The sequence below is a fragment of the Intestinibacillus sp. Marseille-P6563 genome, assembly GCF_900604335.1.
GTDB lineage: Bacteria > Bacillota > Clostridia > Oscillospirales > Butyricicoccaceae > Butyricicoccus_B.
Window position 1 is genome coordinate 1 of record NZ_UWOD01000004.1, and the last position, 17,309, is coordinate 17,309.

Consider the following 17,309-nt stretch of genomic DNA (forward strand, 5'->3'; position numbering starts at 1 on the left):
TTACAACCATGAGCGCATCCAGCTAAAGACTGGAGAAGCGCCGCTTACGCGACGCCTCTCCGCTTAAAACTCAATCTTTCCTACCAGGGCTCTTTTTTGTACTGTCCGCACAATCTGGGGCAGTCCATAAAGCTGTCCGGGGATTTTCTGAGTTTGGTGGAATAAGTTTTGCAAAAGCCAAAAGAAACCTACAAGGCTCTAATTTGTGAAACATGCTTCACACCATCAAATGTCACTGAAATAAATCGCGATGGCTCATAATGCGGTCTCTGTTTATTCCAACATGGAAGCTTCCTGTGTGCGGTCAACGGCGCGCAAATATTGAATATGCAGATTTCGAAAGCATATCCATTTTTCGGCTTCTGTAATCGATGCACACAATAGTTCGCCTAACTGGCAGAAACGCTCTACCTGTTCATCCGGAACCTCATCGAGTGTGAGCATCCAATCGGCCATATGTGAAAACAATTGATATCGTTGCTCTTTTATATGGGGGAGTAGTCCATAGAGGTCGCCTAAATGATCTGCCTGTAAGAGCAAGCGCAACGGTTGACTATCAAATAGGACAAGGAGATGAGAAAGCTTTTCGATGTCAGTAATAGGAGTGTTCCACAAAACACGGAGTGCGTCTTGCAAATCACCCAAATAAACACAAAGCAGAAAATCTTGATTGCGTGGGGTTATTTGAGAACATTTTCCCTGTAAAAAATGTTCCACATTTTGATATAATATTTCGGGAGAACGGAGGCGATCGGAATCGTATTGATAAGAAACCGAATGCTCAAATACATAATATTCATGGAGAGATTCTGCTAAAATACCAACCCGAGATGCATTTCTGAAATTTTCTGTTGCAAACAGAGTGTCTCCGCCATAATAAATCATTGGAACTCGCGAAAAATCAAATTTTTGTAAAAGGGACATACGATATATTTTAGCCCACATTGTACGCATGAACTGATGATAAAGAGGAAAATAATAGGAAAATCCTTGCCCTTCCAAAATAAGATTGGAACTCAGTTTTCGTATATTTTGAATTTGATTGGTTTTTGAGTCTATTAGGTCACTGCCACATACAGCAATGTCTAATTGATTTTTCTGGATAAAATCAAGAGACTTTTTTAAAAAATCTGGCTTGTACGCATCATCAGCATCGATAAAGCAGAAAAAGTCATTTGGATTGGATCGATAAATAATATCAAACCAATAATTTCCGGAAATCCAAATATGATTCTTCTCGTTCCTTAAAGGTATGATTCGAGAGTCATGCTTGGCTGAATTTTCAATTAATTGATAGGTAGAATCAGTAGATCCATTATCTACAACATAATATATGAAGTCAGAATATGTTTGCGCTAATACGCTATCAATCGTACGCTTTATGGTTTTCTCAGCATTGTATGCATATGTATAAACAATACATTTTGTCATCTTATAACTCCTGCAAGCAATCAATAATCCGAAATAGATCGGATAAATCATATGATATATTCGCTTGTTTTTGCAGATTTGCAACTTGATTGTATATCTCATCTAAGAAATTTTTTCGTGCAGCCAGATTTCGAAATTCTGGGCTGGCATTTCTGGAAAAAGTTTCTTTTGCGCGATTATTATCTAAAATGTCCGTAATGTATTTGATTTTTTGATCAAACGATATGGGAGCAGCGTAAATCGTATTCAGGCGCTCTTCTATAAATGATAGATAAATGGCATATAAGAAATCCATATTACGATTGCTGATAGGTCCATAGGATGCTACATATTGTTTCAGAATATCCCAATGCTGATTATAGCCAAAGAAAAATGCAGGATCGAGTGTTCGAATTAAAGAGGATGGGTATTGATAATAGTGATACATCACATCTTTTAGTATTCCGACCCGATCAGCTTGTTTAAATAGAGCTAATACGCCACTGCTTTCAGTGTACGCTTTATAGGAGTCATCTACGTCCCGAGTAATAATAGAAATATAGGAGGGAAAATTTATCAATTTGGCCCATACTGTAGTTGTATATGCGCGAAATTCTACAAAATGATCAATAAATGTGTTTTTTTCTAGGATTAGATTCTCTTTTAAAGATTTGATTTTTAACGTTTGATTTGTGGAGCCATCTACATAGTCATAACCAGATGCAACTAAATCTAAATGCTCTGTTTCGGCAAAATCAATACTTTTTTTTAGGAAATCAGGGGAATAGGAATCATCAGCATCGCACCAAACGAGCCATTGCATATTTTTTGTTTTTGCAATATTTAGTAAAAACGGTTTGCTTGCTTTTATGGAATTCCTCTCAACCGACAGAGGGATCACGCGGGGATCTTTTTTTGCATATTCTTCAATGATTGCACCGGTCCCATCGGTGGATGCATTGTTCAAAACATAGTATTCGAAATCGGTATAGGTTTGCTGTAAAATGCTGTCCATTGCGCGGCGCAAGGTTTTTTCAGCATTATATGCCTGCGTCCAGACAACTACTTTTGCCATTCTTGCTTCACTCCAAAATATGAAATTTTCTATACTTTCCGAGCCTGTACTTCCGCATACAGTCGGGCGCCATTTCGAACCAAAGCAAGTTCTTCTTCCGTTAACTGATCGGCCGGCTCAAAACGGGGAGAATCCTCATGCATCCCGTTGCAGTAAAAGCAGGCAGAAAGGGTTTTGCGCTCATAAATCGCAGCCACTTTTTCTCTCTGCTGTTCGACAGAAAGAGAGTCGTCAAATAGATCGATGTATTCCGAGGCATCGCCTGCAATGCCAAGTTCCTGGCAGCGGCGGCTGGGACCGCAGGGATACATCACACCATCGACTAGGTCGAAAGCAAAATGCAGCTTTTGCGGATAGGCACATTTTGCATACAGCGCTTCCGCCTGCTGCTGGGTTTCACATTTTTTTTGCGTTAAATCGCCAAAATCGACCCAACCGCCACAATGTGCGTCTTTCCCACTGTAATGCCGCCAGATATATGGGATATCATAAGCTTTCAAACGCTCGATGACAGCCGGTACATTGGGGGAATGCTCCGGTCCATAATCGTCAATTAACACATGAAAGGGTTCGCCAAAATCCTTGGCAGCCTGCAACAGGCTGTCCTTCGGAATGACCCCACCGTTGGTGATCACACCAAAGATGTCCAGCTGGTTTTTATACTGCTGGATCTCCCGGATAAATTCATCCAGGTGCGGATGCAGAAAAGGTTCCCCACCGGTAACCATCAGCTTGCGCACATGAGTGACGATCGTAAAATACCGCCGCATCATTTCACGGAAATGCTCAAGCGATTCATGCGGGGGACAAGCATAATAGGGGGCATAGTTGCTGCATAATTTACATTTCAGATTGCAGGCCATTGTCACTGCAATACCGGTCTGATGCATCATCAGATGATCCATGAAAAAGCCTCCTTCATCAAATGGATCTTAAAAAATCCAAGGCATATCGCTTTCGCGATGTAGTTTTTCAATTCGGATACCAAGCTCTGCAAATGGACGCAGGCTATCCATGATTTCTTCATCATACCGATAGGTGCTGATGAGAATAATATCCGGACGAAGCTCGGGGATTTCAGATGGCCCATGCACGATGTGGCCATGATCAGAGGTACCCCATAAAGCAGGCGAACTATTAAAAAAGATCCACTCGAAATCCGGCTCTCCAAAACATTCCTGATAAAAATCCAGGATACGCCGTGTGAAACCGCCATTGGGGTATAACCCCACCCGCTGATATCCTTTTTGGTACAGCAGTTCTTTTAGCCGGTCACACTGCGCCTGTTTGTGATAGCCACGTGTCTTGGCACGCGCATAGATGTCTGCAACCCCTTCGATGATGGCGAGCTTTTGCGTACAGGAGCGTTCGCACTTTCCACAGCCGATGCAGGGATTTTCTGCCGTTTCCGGGAACCAGCCATCGTCATAATATAACTTGCGGAAAATTTGGAGATCCCGCAGCAGATCCTCCGGACCTTGCCGGTTATAGGAGGCAACGGGTTCAAAGAGCAGGGCATTGCGTGCCTGCATGATGGCATGGGTCGGGATCCCCTTGGGGCAGCCCTCGCAGTATTTGCAGCCCGTACAAAAACCTTGCAGAGAAGATGCCTGCTCGAGCACACGTTGATAGCGGTCAGCCGGAACCTGCGGGTCCGGGGAGGAAAAGACACCGAAGCTATCTTCCAGTTCTGCCGGACTGTTGGCGCCCGATAATACGATATCGACGGCCGGATGGGATTTGACAAAGCGCAGGGCAGCATGGATGGTATTATTTTCATCCCCATCCCCACAGGCAAAGGAAAAATAGTTGGTATTCTGCGCGATCACACCGCCACCTAAGGGATTCATAACCGCAACGCTGACATCATGCTGCTGCGCAGCTTCCAGAACCGGACGCATCTGAGCGGCATTGAGAAGCGAGTAGGAAATGGTGATCCCTTCAAATGCACCGCTTTCAATGATTCGAATGATATCCTGCGGAGGAGCATGCAAAGAGGCACAGATATGGTCAATCTTGCCCTGCTGCTGGAGCTGTTTGGCGCCATCGTAAATGCCGCCGGGTGCCATAATTTTTTCAAAATCAGCATAGCTCCAAATACACCAGCAGGTGAAATACTGGGCTTTGGGCAGGTCCATGGTTTTTAAATAATATTCCACGCGCCCAACGGCATCCTCTGCCGTATAATCGATGCCATACTGCACCTTGGCCGTAACTGAAAATGGACGGTCCGTGCGGTGAAATGCCTCCCGCAGGATGTGCAGTGCCATACCAGCTGAATACATGTGGCCGACATCGACATAATCCATCCCCAGTTCCAAGGCGCGCAGGACGATTTGTACCGAGGTTTCAAACCCTTGTGTATCCTGTGGCCCGGAAATAGGAAAACGTGCGGTACCCAGGCCGAGAGGAAAATGCTTTTTAAAGATTCCCATGGGATGTATCCTTTCTGGTTGGATCGACGGCATATAATACGGTATCATAATGAATTTGGCTGTAATGCCGGAGGTAGAACCGGTATTCCGGGACCAATTCATGCAGATACGTCATAAGGTCCAGCATATCGCCGGGACGATGGTATACACAGACCGCTAAAAGCGGATGATCGCGCTGAATAATCTGCTGCGCTCCGAGCAGTGCATTTTTTTCCTGTCCTTCCACATCCAGTTTCATGAACCCCACGGTGTGCTGGACGATATCGTCCAACCGTTTGACCGGGATTTGATGGATCTCGGCAGTAGAATCTGCCGGCACGAAGGTACCGTGGATGGGTTCATTGGTTTGAATATGGCTATATAAGTTGTTGCTGGAAACAAACGAGACCAGATCTGGTGTTTGGCCGAGCGCAGCGGCAATCAGCTCAACGCGTTCGGTTCCGGCATCCCGCAGAGCCTGTCCGGCCTGTTGATAGTTATGCGGATCAGGCTCAAAGGCGTAGATTTTAGAATACTTTCCGCCGCTCCATGCGGCAAATCGTATACTATTTTCGGCATGGAAGACTCCACCATCGACAAAGGCAGTATCCGGCGGAAAGTATTCTGGAAACTCAAAATATTCGTTTTGCGTCAAGCTGGCAAACGAATGGCCAAAACTGCGGAAATATGGAAGGATATGATCGGCCGGAAACTGGTTTTCGAATAGATATTGCTCAATTTCCGCATCGTAATCCATACTGCAAATAACGACATAGAAATCGTCCGCCTGTTCAAACAGTTGCGCAGGTGAAATCACAGGTTTCCCTAGCTTACCATTTGGCATGGCATCCGCATGCTGGTCACAAAATCCAAAGAAATTGTAATTTTCTGTTTGCATTTGTCGTCCAATAATTTCGCCACAAACTCCAGCACCGTAAAGGACTAGCTTTTTGCCCTGCTGCTGGAGCCGGGTCATGGTATCCTCCCAGCCTTCCTGTGTAGGATTCAGCAGACCAGTTAATTGGAAAAGGGACAGAAAATGATGGATGGATGGTTTGATATCGCAGGCCAGACGTGCCCAAAAGACACGGCGCGACCGGTCATCCAGCAAGAGATCATATAAATTCCCCATGTGCTGGCTGGCTGCATAATACGGATACATAGAAACTCCTTATAATTGTTCAGCGGCAGGATGACGAGGCAGGATACCAATATATTTAAATTTGCAATACCGGCAGGACTGACGAGCGTATTCATAGAATTGCTCGATGATTTCGCGCTTTTCCTCCCGGCTGACCGAATCGTCGTGAAGATAGACAAAATCACCGGGCTTGGGCGGAAATAGCCCCATTTCCTGCATAAAGCACGAGTTGGAGCAGCGATATAACTTGCCGTCAAAGCAGTGCATGTTCTTGCAGCGGTTTTGTACACAGTTGCGGGAGTTCACTTCCAGAACATCGCCGGGTTCCTTCAGGTCATGCGGGTTGTTGTTGTCGATCCATCCATCAAAATATTGATCGTCACCATAATATTTTTTGAGACGGTGATCGACCTGATGCTCTTCAAAAAAGGCAATAAACTGATCGCGAGCGCGCGAAAGCTTGCCATAATCGCTGATAAACAGGCTAATATCCTTGCCATAGGACAAAATCGCGCGCTGGCCTTCTTCGTTGGGGAAGACGGTACCGTTGCTTTCGATGATGATCCGGTCAAAACGGTCCCGGTATTTTTGGACATAATCGAGCAGTTTCGGAAAATCGCGATAAATGAAGACTTCGCCGCCTACAAATTGCAGCCATTCTACATGGTCGATCAGATCAAAGCAGGCATCAATATCACGGCAGACCTGCTCAAACGGGATATCCCGCCGCTTGACCGGTCCATTTAAAAAGTCACAGCAAAGTTTGCAATTCAAACTGCAATTAGTCGTCGGCACAATGGCCAGACGGCGTGCAACCAATGGATTTGACATAATTCTTTCTCCTTTGCACATCAAAATACCTTCAAAATTCTCTGGGATATTATACTTTTACAATGGCGATGCTCTTATAATCGCCGATAGGCAGGATAGGCACATGGTATTTTTCCACAAATTCATTGACCGCGCGAGTTACCCCAAAAAGCATGGAGTAGTAATCATGTACCAAAATAACACCACCGCGCGTCATACGGGGATAAAAAATTTCCAATCCATCTTTGATTGGCTGATATAGATCCGTATCAAGATTGACAAAGGAAAAAGTTATCGACCGATCCAAATCAAAGGTTTGCGGAAAAAATCCTTGTTTTATGACGGCCTTGTCTGGAAACGGTAGGCGTTTGATAACGTTCTCTGCGCATGCGGAACGAAAGTCTAGACATTGACCATCTTGTATCCAGGTATCAATTGCAGGATAATTTGAATTCATAGCTCGTTCTACTTCGAGATCCCGGCTATCAAATCCATCGAATGTATCAAATAAGTATAAGGTACGGTCAGAAAAAACGCGGTTGATTTCGGCTGAAAAAGCACCAGTACATACGCCGACTTCTGCACAGCTACCCTCAATATGATGTTGATAGCAATGCTCGGCCAAATCTTCTAAAAAGCGAATCCGAGTGGGGATGATTTTTTCTTCAATATGGGATTCACCCCAGACTTTGTTGATTTTAAATGCTGGAATATGAAGCTCATCTACGAGCTGATGATAGATTGCATTGCAGCCATGTGCACTGGCTATATATATAAGATCAAACTCTGTTTGGGGCAATATATTGGGACGATATACTGGGAGATCAACCTCAAAAGGCGGATTCCCATTGTCAACAAAGAATAAAACTTCAAAATGCTTATGTATTTTTTCATATAAGCATCGACCAAGATCTTTTGCTCCAAAGATAATAACTTTTTTCATGCGCACTTCTCCACTTATTTCAGCAGTTCCCGCATCATATTACCATATTCTGCAGTTTCATACCCAGTATAAGGAATACAAAGGATATTAAAATCCAATAATTTTTGATTCAGATGTGTAATCATATTGCGGGTATGTTCGGAGATTTCATTTACGCTGAAGTAGTCCATAGCTACCAGTACAAATGTTGTATTGACCTCAACACAGAGTTTTATAAAACCATCTACATCTTCTAAGGTATCATTGAGTCCTGGGACAAAGATGTATTTTAATGCTACAATCCCAAATGGTGCTTGTGCATAATGGGATAAATTTTGTTTCATGCGAGCAAAGCCGTCCACACCTTTGATTTTATGATATGTTTCAGAGGTTCCACAATCCACGCTGCAAATCAAAAGCACCTTTTTCTGGTTCATTGTTTCGTAAAGATCTTCATCAAATACAAAACCATTGGTATTGACAATTAATTCTGTACCATTGGCGGCCTGATAGAATTCTTTCCGATCCGGGTGTATAGAAGGTTCACCAGCGGTAGACAGACATACACCATAATCTTCTCCGAGCAAGCCAGTGTTTTGAAATGTTTGAATTAAATCTTTGAGAGAATGATTCCCTTGTTGTTGTTCCATTTCAACATGGTTGCGAAGTGTGCAATAGGAGCACTTGTAGTTACAAATTCCGTGGCAAAAATAGTTGATAGACCACGATAGGGGCTTTACAGGATAATAATCCTCTTGAACACGGGAACATCCATCGCAAGGTGTGTTCGTAGCAGTTCCATTTTCGATGTTCTGTAATAGGCTATTGCGCAATTGCAGAAATGCAGAGGCATCGATCGGATCACTGGATGGTATAAAAGGATAGGAAGGCTGCCAGCAGAATCGAAGGTCTCCATTTTTATCGTATATCAATGCCTTTTGCAAGAGCATACAGCTGCGTACCTTTTTGACCGGTACATAATTGATGAGCGTTCGGGCGCCATACCACATGATTCGGTCAGATAACCGATAATCTGGTATCGATAATCCAACGAACAAATGAAAAATTGTCCATTCGGAAAGCGTTCTATTGCCTCCTGAGGAGAAATCACCTGGATGTCATCTAAGCCGCGGAAGGTTTTCCCCTGCTTCCGGAGATCTCCATCACAAACAGCGGTGGGTTTCTTTCCAAAGCGGTTTTTCAGTTCACGAATATAACCGAATGTCACACTGCCAACTGTATAGAAAATAACGGGCGTTTCCTGCTCTAAAAGAGCGGCAATATGCGAAATATAGTCAGTCATGTCTTCATCCCCTATTTAAAAATTTTTTCCATCTCCAAGGACATACTGTTGCATCCACTCTTTTTCAAACGGCAGGCATTCTGGAGCCTGTAAAAACTCCTGTGCATGGGCACGCAACTGCTGCACCATGATTTCTTTTTGCGCCTGACAGTCGATCAGGCCCAGGCGTTCGATTTTTTCAACCATCGAGATCATGAACGACCATTCAAAGTACTGAAAAGCCGAGGCACTGGCCGGGAATTTCTCACTCAGCCACACCGTGCGCTGCCGGTAAGCATGTAGATATTCGTCCAGCGTTGCAGGATTGAGCAACTTATGATTGGTCGTCCAGGACGAATTGTTGCCCGGATGCCGGTAAAACGTATACTTGGGTAGGCCGTGATAGGCCACTTTCTGGGCGCCGGCCAACAGCTTGTACATCAAAGCAATGTCATCGTAACTGCCGTCTTCCGGAAAACGCAGGTCCTCCATCATTTCCCGGCGGAAAAGCTTGGTGGGGAACGCCATGTTGTATTTTTTACGCCACATGAGCGTAATGAGTGCCTGTTCGGCCGTCATGACGCACTTTTCATCAAAGATTTTATCCGCAGCACCACAAATGGCTACATCTGCATCGGTTTCGGTGATGAGATCATGCAAAAATTCCAGAAAATCCGGCTCGGCCCAGTCATCGTCATCGATGAAGGTGATGTATTCCCCCTGCGCGGCATCCAGACCGGTGTTGCGCCCGGAACCGATGTTACCGCGTTCCCGGTGAATGACGCGGATGCGGTTATCTTGTGCTGCGTAACGGTCGGCAATGGCGCCGCTTTGGTCGGTCGATCCGTTATCGATAATCAGAAATTCAAAATCCGGATAGGTCTGGTGCAAAATGCTTTCAATCGCGCGACTGACCAGAGCTTCCCGGTTATAGGTCAGCATAATGACAGAGATCATTCGTCTTCCCACCTCTTCCAAGGAGCCTTTTGATTGCCCCACAAATATTCCAAGGCGCCGCGATCGCGCTGGGTATCCATGCACTGCCAAAAACCCTCATGCCGGTACATTCCCAGTTTTCCATCGGCCGCTAGTCGCTCCATAGGGGTGCGTTCCAGAATACAATCATCCCGATTTTCCAAATAGTCAAACACTTCGGGTTGCATGACCATAAAACCGCCATTGATCCAGCCGCCGTCCTCCTTGGCTTTTTCGCGGAATCCGATAATATCCGTGCCGGAAGGGCCCAAATCGAGCACACCAAACCGACCGCCGGGCTGGATACCGGTTAGTGTGACAGTCTTACCGCTTTCCTCGTGTTGCAGGAGCAATGCATTGAGGTCCACATCACTCACACCATCGCCATAGGTCAGCATAAACGGCTCATCCCCAATGTATTTTTGCACCCGTTTGACACGTGCCCCGGTTTGGGCATATAATCCGGTATCTACCAGAGTGACCCGCCAGGGTTCTGCCACATTGTTGTGTACGGTCATGCGGTTTTCGGCGGAGAAATCAAAGGTGACATCTGAGCGATAAAGATAATAATCGGCAAAATATTCTTTGATACAATGGCTTTTATAACCGCAGCAGATTACAAAATCCTGAAAACCAAAACTGGAATAGTATTTCATGATGTGCCACAAGATGGGCTGCTCACCAATGGTGATCATGGGCTTGGGCTTTAAATGGCTCTCCTCGCTGATGCGGGTGCCAAGCCCACCGGCTAAAATAACAACTTTCATCTCTTGATCCCTCACACGAGCCATTGGGCTCCCGAATCCTCGATCAGGTAAGCAACTTTACGGTAAGCTTCGCTTTCTTTGATGGTTTGCACCATCGGATCATCGGATGGATAGGCAGACAAGATGGATTTGACCTTTTCAGCCAGCTCCAAAAGTTCGGGAGAAGCTTCGGCAATGGCAGCCGGATAATCTCCGTTTTCCACACAGTCCAGCATAAAAGCAACCATATTTTTCATTTGAGGGCCTTGCTCCAAGGCAAGGCGGAGATCGCGGACACAGCCAGATACATCGCCTTTATCGAGCTGCTCCTGCGACCGTAGAAAATACCAGGCAAACCGATGCAGATTGGGCAAAAGATGCAACATATTTTCGTCCCGGAGCAGATCGGGGTGATACCACTGGGACAAATAACTGTCTGCAAGTTGGCGGAAACAGGCAATCAGCGTTTTATATAGTGTGATATCGTCTATTTCGAGTGTCTGCAGTGCCAAAGAAACCGCTTCAAATGCAAACCAGACTTTGGGAAGCGCTTTGGACCAAGCTTCCCGGGTCAGCCAAATCGCATGGTTTGCAAAATTATTGTCCAGCTGAGTCAGCAGAGTAATGGCGTCACGCAACTTCTCAGCGGGCTGCCCATAAAAGCTATCCGGAAGCGATATCCGTGCCCGGATAGCATCCTGCGCCAGCGGTACGGGATATTCGCTCCAGTTGGTGACCGATTCCAGCAAAGAGGCACGGACAGCTGGGTCGTTTTCCGATAAAAATGCTGCGCAGATACCCAGCAAACCGGGCAAGCGACAGAACACGCCAACGCCCTGGCGTCCATTCCAGAACAGATTCAAAAGTGCAGTGACATAGGTATGGCGCAGTTTGGATTCGGTTTCTTCCGAATCGGTTATGTTAAAGACGCGCAGCACTTCTTCTTTAGCGCCCGGGATGTGCTCGAGCAAGGTCATAGCGCGCACCCAGTCAGACAGAATTTCCGGAGCTACGGACGAAAAATTCCACCCACGGAGCATTTCCCAGGACTTTTCCGGATGGCCGGTGCGGGCATAAGCTTCGGACAACATCAAATCAAGGATCTGCTGGTCGCTGGTCTTGGTCCGTTGCAAGGGGCCAATACAAAGAGTCTGTGCCTGCAATGCAGAATTATTGCAGAACCTGTGCCATTCTGCTTTGTATTGTTCCCCCGCCTGAATGACTCTTTCAGAATCCCGATCATGATGGGCCTGCAAAGCTGCCGAAAAAGAGACATCCACCCGGATAAAGGCCGAATCAGGGAAGTGCTTCTGTGCCCAAATGATCCATTCGGCGGCTTCGGGCAGCTTTTCTTCGGTTGCAACAATACATGCGTTTCGTGCCAGAGATGCTGCAAATAAAGGTTCTTCGACTTGTTCATTTTGCAGAACATCCATAGCCCGATGTGCGTAAAAATGACGCTGATCCGGCTGAAAGTTGGATGATTCGATGCATTGCGTCAAAATGCGCGCATTGTTTGGGTGTTGCTCCAGAGCTTTTTCAAGCAGTTGCAAATTTCGCTGCATTTTTGCTTGCGCATCGGCTTCCGTTTTCCAAGCGTAACCATCGTGATGCAGGATGGTTTTTGAGAAAAAGCGAATGACTTTTTCACTGGACGCCTGTAAGGATTCGTGAATGGTACCCGTATAGCGTATTCCAGACTCCATACGCACCATACGGCAGACCAAAAATTCATTACAGTCTCCCGGAAGCATATCGGCCGTGTTATAATTCCGGATTTTGATATAACCGGCATCGGCCTTGTCTTTGTCTGGGCTGCTGAAAAAGGAAACTAATTCAGACACATCGCTATCCAGATATTCATCAGCGTCCACGGTCAAATACCATAAGCCGGTGCATTTGTCCATGACCGCATTGCGGGCCGCTGAAAAGTCATTCACCCATGGAAAATCAAACACCAAATCGGCATATTGCTCGGCAATGGCACGGGTGCCGTCAGTCGAGCCGGTATCGGCGATGACCAGTTCGCAGGGAACAGCATCACGCAGCGGCTGCAGTGCTTTCAGACATTTTTCCAGCTTTTGTTCTTCGTTCTTTACGATCATACCGATGGAAAGCATCGGTTTTGCACATTTGTTCATCTTTCCCACCGTTCCTTTCTAAACGTTTAGGCATGTCGGAAAGAACTCAAAAATTAAGTTTTTTCCGACAGACCCAAAAGAGAAGGCGGAGCGGACAGAGCCGCCCCGCCTTGCATGGGTTTGCAATGTGTTTGGGTTGCAAGAACAAATCTTACTGCAGGAGCTGCAGAACGCCCTGCGGAACCTGGTTTGCCTGCGCCAGCATAGCCTGAGCAGACTGAACGAGGATGTTGTTCTTGGTGTAAGCCATCATTTCGTCGGCAACATCGGTGTCGCGGATGGTGGATTCTGCGTCCTGGATGTTCTCGGTCATGACAGACAGGTTGTTGATGGTGTGATCCAGACGGTTCTGGGTTGCGCCCAGAGTACCACGAACGTCAGATACCTTGTTAATAGCCTGCTTGATCAGGCTAACTGCAGCCGCAGCACCGTCCTGGGTGCTGATATTCAGACCGCCAATGCCGAGCGAAGAAGCGTGCATATCGCTGATTTCTACATCCAGCTTGTTGTAGCTGTCCGAGGTATCGCCGATCTGCAGCTTAAGCGCGCTGCCGCTGCCAGTGCTAATATCAATATTGTTACCGCTTGTGGTGATATTCAGACCGGTTGCCTGCGCCAGCTGACCAGCAGCTTCACCCAGATTTGCACCCGTCACCACAGTAACGTCATCACCAACCGCAGCCTGTACATTCTTAATTGCCGAATCACCTGTTGCAAGAACAAATTTCTGTCCATTGATGGAGAAGATACCTGCCTTAATTGCTTCAGCAGCTTCAGTACCAGCAAAAGCCTTAGTGGTGGTAACAGTAACCTTTTCAGCATTGGCTTCCGAGATAGTAACTGCACCGATATTGAGATTGGTCGAAGCACCGCCCGCTGCCGGTGTGGTGACCGCACTCATCGAGGTAATTTTGTCGGCATTTGCGCCCTTTGCATCGCTGGTCATAACCAGCTTACCGGTGCCATCAACAGTTGCCTTGAAAGTACCGCCAGTTGCTGTGTTGATTGCACTGGTAATTGCTTCATTAACCGCAGCATTCTGATCAGCTGCAACAGTCGATGTCGACAGAGCATAGCTCTTGCCGGTTGCCTCGTCAACTAACGTGTTGCCCTGCTTGGTCAGCGTGATGTTGTAGGTGGTGCCATTATCCGAACCCAAAGAAATCTTCAACTGATCTCCTGTTCCTAAGCCATTAATGGTAGCACCATTAATGGCAGCACCAGCCGTGGTAACGTTGGCTGTGCCAGCTGTAGTGCTGGTAGAAGCACCGGTGATTTCCACTGCGGTCGTGCCGCCTGCTTCCAGCGAGCCATCGAGCAGCTTGATGCCGTTGAAGTTCGAGGAATCGGCGATACGGTCGATTTCGCTCTGGAGCTGCTGAACTTCCTTCTGCAGCTGCTGGCGGTCGGTTGCGTCGTAGGTGCCGTTTGCAGACTGGTTTGCCAGTTCAACCATACGGTTGAGCATGTCATGTACTTCAGTCAGTGCGCCTTCAGCGGTCTGTACGAGGGAGATGCCGTCCTTCGCGTTCTTCTGAGCGGTTTCCAGACCGGTGATCTGTGCACGCATCTTCTCGGAAATCGCCAGGCCAGCAGCGTCATCGCCAGCGCGGTTGATCTTGTAACCGGAAGACAGCTTTTCCAGGTTCTTAGACAGAGCCGAGGTATTGTTGGAATAGTTACGGTAGGCATTCATTGCCATAATGTTATGTTGGATTCTCATGATTCACTTCTCCTTTACAGAATCCGCCCGCGGCGAATCCTTTCGTCCGCGGTCTTGAGGTGGGTGGGTGATCTATTCAGACAAGGGGCACGCCCCTCATTTGAAGCAAACGGCATGAAACAGATAAATTTCAGTCTAATTTATGTTTCGGCAGGCTTTCGGCAAAAATAAGCGTCCGGAAAAAGATTTCTTTTTTTTGCGGTTTGGGAAGGATTTATGGTACAATATTGATCAGAAAAGGAGGTATGCAGATGCATCTGCCCGAGGTCCTGCGACCTATGCTGGAACTGACGGTGATCATCCCAGCCACCATCCTGGCATTCCTGCCGATGAAAGGCCATCTGCGGGTGTCAGAACGCAAACTCAGAACCTATGGAATCCTAGGTTTGCTGCTTTGGGTGATCGTCGGCGGCGCGGTATGTGATACCCTGTATATGCCCAGCAACAACTGGTTATTTCCCTGGATGTTTGTTTTTTTGGGGTTTTTCTGCTGGGTGGTACAGTTGCCGCTTTGGAAATCGATGAGTGTGTTTCTGGCGGTGTGCGGGGTGATCTCCTGTCTGACCAATCTGGCGACCTTAGTCGACGCGATGTTCGTCGAGGAAAATTTGGACCCCTGGTTTGCGTATCCCGGCATTTGGGCACATCTTGCCTTGTGCTGGCTGCTGCTGGGTGTGTTATGGTATCCGGCGACCCATGCCGCCCGCTGGCTGCTCAACGAGATGGAAATGCCGTCGACCTGGTATGTGTTTTGGATTCTTCCGAGCATTTTCTTTGCGCTGAATATGTTCATCAAGCCGGTCGATTATGACATCTTACACAGCGGCTATATGCTGAGCGTTTATGCAGCCATTTTGCTGGCATTGCTGGGACTCCTGTTGTTTTGTTATTTCATGTTCTACTTAATGGCCCGGGGCATCGGCCGCCGGATGCGGCTGGTGCAGGAAAATGAAGTGCTGCACATGCAGGCCGCACAATATCGCATCCTGCAAAAGAACATGGAGGACACCCGCCGGGCGCGCCACGATCTGCGGCAGCATTTCATTGCGTTGCAGGGCTGCATTGACAGCGGCGACCTGCAAGCGGTTTCCGATTATGTGCAGTCGCATATGCAGATGATCCCGTTGGATACCCCCAAGTTTTACTGCGAAAATTTTGCGCTCAATGCGGTGCTGCACTATTATGCCACCTGGGCTGCCCAGGAAGAGATTCAAATGGACATCACGGTCCGGATGGAACGAGATACCTTGATCCCCGAACCGGAACTTTGCACCTTGCTGGGCAATCTGCTGGAAAATGCGCTCGACGCCTGCCGTGCGCTGATGCAGGAGCGGACCATTCAGGTACAAATCCAGCAAAATGGCCCGACGATCTTAGCCATTTTGGTGAAAAACACCTGTCCTGAGCCGCCCCAATGGAAGGGCGACCGGCTGGATTCCACCAAACAAAATGGACTGGGCTTTGGGACCCAGTCCGTGCGTCTGATCGCCGAGCATTATCATGGTTCGGCCCGGTTTACCTGGGAAAATGGTGTGTTTCAGGCGTCTGTGCTGTTAAACCCCTGATGTTCCCGTTCCCATTGTTGTTTATATCGATAAAAGGTCGGTTTGGTGAGCCCCAGCTGCCGCATGCAGGCAGTCGGGCGCATCTGACCGGCCTTTACCTTTTCATACGCTTCGCCAAAGGTGGCAAGGTCCAGCTTGCGCGGCCGGCCATACCGCGCCCAATCGCCGCGGGCCTTCATCGCTTCGATGCCTTCCCGTTGGCGCTTTTCCCGTTTTTCCATTTCGGCCTGGGCAAATACGGCATACATTTCAATCAGCATCTGGTTGACCGTCTGCAAGATGAGGTTGGCCATCTGGTCATCGAGCGCTGAATCGTCCAGCAGCGTGGTCGGGATTTCCAGGATCATCACCCGCACCCCGCGCTCCTGAAAATACCGCAGCTCTTTTAAGGTATCTTCTTTGTTGCGGCCCAGGCGGTCGAGCTCGGATAAAATGAGCACATCCCCCGGCAGCAGGCGTCGGCGCATGAACCGGTATTCCGGCCGGTCGAAGTGGCGGCCGGTTTGCTGGTCGGTATATAAGTCGGCCAGCTCCCAGCCCCGCGCGGCGCAAAACTCCAGGATGGCCCGGACGCCGCGGTCCAGGTGCTGCTCGGTGGTGCTGGTGCGGTGATAACCATAAACTGCCATGTGAAATCCCCCTTTGCTGGATTTATTGTACGGCAAAGGTATCAAAATGTAAAGATAAGAAATAAGACGTCTTAAAATAGAAAATGTATGAATTTCAAGACTTCCTGCGGGCAAAAACAGGATAATCTTAAAATGTATACATTTTAATACTATCGAAAGGAGCCTGCTTGCAGCGTCAGCGTTGGGTGCTCCCGGCCGGCAGGGTTATAAATCTTTCGCCGTGTGGCTATACTTGCAATAGCCGCTGATCCATGCTATTATATCAGTAGGCAAGATAGGATGTATCCACTGGATACAGCAAAACGCCCCGGAGCTGCAACCTCCGGGGCGTTTCTATTCCGTTTTGGGTGGGTGGCTTAGGCCCAAGGCTGGCTACCAACTATTCTTCTCTGTCCAGCCATTTGCAAATGTAGTAGGCGAGTACACTTGCCAAGACAGAGAGTGAAAAAGATAGGATGATCTCCACTGGAAACACC

At 47.5% G+C, this 17,309-nt stretch carries 15 protein-coding genes; 1 reads left to right on the forward strand and 14 read right to left on the reverse strand.

Annotated features, from left to right (window positions below):
* Positions 1–273: 273 nt before the first annotated feature.
* The 13 genes from EFB11_RS16145 to EFB11_RS16200 form a co-directional block, all read right to left on the reverse strand.
* The gene (locus EFB11_RS16145) at positions 274–1,431 is read right to left on the reverse strand and encodes a glycosyltransferase family 2 protein (protein ID WP_164706830.1); all 1,158 of its coding nucleotides are present in this window, start codon (positions 1,429–1,431) and stop codon (positions 274–276) included.
* Position 1,432: 1 nt separating this feature from the next.
* A complete protein-coding gene (locus EFB11_RS16150) occupies positions 1,433–2,485 on the reverse strand; it encodes a glycosyltransferase family 2 protein (protein WP_122791391.1) in 1,053 nt (350 codons plus the stop codon).
* Between the two features lie 29 nt (positions 2,486–2,514).
* Positions 2,515–3,390 carry a radical SAM protein gene (locus EFB11_RS16155; protein ID WP_122791392.1) on the reverse strand — a complete coding sequence of 292 codons (876 nt, stop codon included), beginning with the start codon at positions 3,388–3,390 and terminating at the stop codon, positions 2,515–2,517.
* A gap of 27 nt (positions 3,391–3,417) precedes the next feature.
* Entirely contained in the window at positions 3,418–4,920 is a 1,503-nt protein-coding gene (locus EFB11_RS16160) for an aldo/keto reductase (RefSeq protein ID WP_164706831.1), read from the reverse strand.
* Positions 4,907–5,875: an FkbM family methyltransferase gene (locus EFB11_RS16165; protein ID WP_164706832.1), complete on the reverse strand. Its 969-nt coding sequence runs from the start codon at positions 5,873–5,875 to the stop codon at positions 4,907–4,909. Before EFB11_RS16165 ends, EFB11_RS16160 begins: the two co-directional genes overlap by 14 nt.
* Positions 5,876–6,070: 195 nt before the next feature.
* Entirely contained in the window at positions 6,071–6,871 is an 801-nt protein-coding gene (locus EFB11_RS16170) for a radical SAM protein (protein ID WP_164706833.1), read from the reverse strand.
* A gap of 49 nt (positions 6,872–6,920) precedes the next feature.
* On the reverse strand, positions 6,921–7,793 hold the full coding sequence (locus tag EFB11_RS16175; protein ID WP_122791396.1) for a TylF/MycF/NovP-related O-methyltransferase: 873 nt from the start codon (positions 7,791–7,793) through the stop codon (positions 6,921–6,923).
* Between the two features lie 14 nt (positions 7,794–7,807).
* Positions 7,808–8,782, reverse strand: coding sequence for a radical SAM protein (locus tag EFB11_RS16180; RefSeq protein ID WP_330510786.1), 975 nt, complete (start codon positions 8,780–8,782; stop codon positions 7,808–7,810).
* Positions 8,701–9,075, reverse strand: coding sequence for a hypothetical protein (locus EFB11_RS16975; RefSeq protein ID WP_164706835.1), 375 nt, complete (start codon positions 9,073–9,075; stop codon positions 8,701–8,703). Before EFB11_RS16975 ends, EFB11_RS16180 begins: the two co-directional genes overlap by 82 nt.
* A gap of 15 nt (positions 9,076–9,090) precedes the next feature.
* The gene (locus tag EFB11_RS16185) at positions 9,091–10,011 is read right to left on the reverse strand and encodes a glycosyltransferase family 2 protein (RefSeq protein ID WP_122791398.1); all 921 of its coding nucleotides are present in this window, start codon (positions 10,009–10,011) and stop codon (positions 9,091–9,093) included.
* The gene (gene rfbF, locus EFB11_RS16190) at positions 10,008–10,796 is read right to left on the reverse strand and encodes a glucose-1-phosphate cytidylyltransferase (RefSeq protein ID WP_122791399.1); all 789 of its coding nucleotides are present in this window, start codon (positions 10,794–10,796) and stop codon (positions 10,008–10,010) included. Before rfbF ends, EFB11_RS16185 begins: the two co-directional genes overlap by 4 nt.
* A gap of 11 nt (positions 10,797–10,807) precedes the next feature.
* Positions 10,808–12,916, reverse strand: a complete 2,109-nt coding sequence (locus EFB11_RS16195) for a glycosyltransferase family 2 protein (protein WP_122791400.1) — start codon at positions 12,914–12,916, stop codon at positions 10,808–10,810.
* Positions 12,917–13,067: 151 nt separating this feature from the next.
* Complete coding sequence (locus EFB11_RS16200) at positions 13,068–14,639, reverse strand: flagellin N-terminal helical domain-containing protein (protein ID WP_122791401.1); 1,572 nt, start codon at positions 14,637–14,639, stop codon at positions 13,068–13,070.
* A gap of 245 nt (positions 14,640–14,884) precedes the next feature.
* Here EFB11_RS16200 and EFB11_RS16205 point away from each other — a divergent pair, with 245 nt between their 5' ends.
* Positions 14,885–16,204: a sensor histidine kinase gene (locus EFB11_RS16205; RefSeq protein WP_243115268.1), complete on the forward strand. Its 1,320-nt coding sequence runs from the start codon at positions 14,885–14,887 to the stop codon at positions 16,202–16,204.
* Here the strand turns inward: EFB11_RS16205 and EFB11_RS16210 are convergent.
* Positions 16,177–16,833 carry a recombinase family protein gene (locus EFB11_RS16210; protein ID WP_122791403.1) on the reverse strand — a complete coding sequence of 219 codons (657 nt, stop codon included), beginning with the start codon at positions 16,831–16,833 and terminating at the stop codon, positions 16,177–16,179. The two genes, EFB11_RS16205 and EFB11_RS16210, sit on opposite strands and share 28 nt — an antisense overlap.
* Positions 16,834–17,309 lie beyond the last annotated feature (476 nt).

What these genes read in the sequence shown, in the direction of transcription:
- EFB11_RS16165 (WP_164706832.1), bottom strand. Translation starts at nt 5,875, where the DNA reads ATGACCCGGCTCCAGCAGCAGGGCAAAAAGCTAGTCCTTTACGGTGCT.
- EFB11_RS16155 (WP_122791392.1), bottom strand. Translation starts at nt 3,390, where the DNA reads ATGGATCATCTGATGATGCATCAGACCGGTATTGCAGTGACAATGGCC.
- EFB11_RS16210 (WP_122791403.1), bottom strand. Translation starts at nt 16,833, where the DNA reads ATGGCAGTTTATGGTTATCACCGCACCAGCACCACCGAGCAGCACCTG.
- EFB11_RS16145 (WP_164706830.1), bottom strand. Translation starts at nt 1,431, where the DNA reads ATGACAAAATGTATTGTTTATACATATGCATACAATGCTGAGAAAACC.
- EFB11_RS16195 (WP_122791400.1), bottom strand. Translation starts at nt 12,916, where the DNA reads ATGAACAAATGTGCAAAACCGATGCTTTCCATCGGTATGATCGTAAAG.
- rfbF (WP_122791399.1), bottom strand. Translation starts at nt 10,796, where the DNA reads ATGAAAGTTGTTATTTTAGCCGGTGGGCTTGGCACCCGCATCAGCGAG.
- EFB11_RS16175 (WP_122791396.1), bottom strand. Translation starts at nt 7,793, where the DNA reads ATGAAAAAAGTTATTATCTTTGGAGCAAAAGATCTTGGTCGATGCTTA.
- EFB11_RS16975 (WP_164706835.1), bottom strand. Translation starts at nt 9,075, where the DNA reads ATGACTGACTATATTTCGCATATTGCCGCTCTTTTAGAGCAGGAAACG.
- EFB11_RS16160 (WP_164706831.1), bottom strand. Translation starts at nt 4,920, where the DNA reads ATGGGAATCTTTAAAAAGCATTTTCCTCTCGGCCTGGGTACCGCACGT.
- EFB11_RS16185 (WP_122791398.1), bottom strand. Translation starts at nt 10,011, where the DNA reads ATGATCTCTGTCATTATGCTGACCTATAACCGGGAAGCTCTGGTCAGT.
- EFB11_RS16150 (WP_122791391.1), bottom strand. Translation starts at nt 2,485, where the DNA reads ATGGCAAAAGTAGTTGTCTGGACGCAGGCATATAATGCTGAAAAAACC.
- EFB11_RS16170 (WP_164706833.1), bottom strand. Translation starts at nt 6,871, where the DNA reads ATGTCAAATCCATTGGTTGCACGCCGTCTGGCCATTGTGCCGACGACT.
- EFB11_RS16180 (WP_330510786.1), bottom strand. Translation starts at nt 8,782, where the DNA reads ATGTGGTATGGCGCCCGAACGCTCATCAATTATGTACCGGTCAAAAAG.
- EFB11_RS16205 (WP_243115268.1), top strand. Translation starts at nt 14,885, where the DNA reads ATGCAGATGCATCTGCCCGAGGTCCTGCGACCTATGCTGGAACTGACG.
- EFB11_RS16200 (WP_122791401.1), bottom strand. Translation starts at nt 14,639, where the DNA reads ATGAGAATCCAACATAACATTATGGCAATGAATGCCTACCGTAACTAT.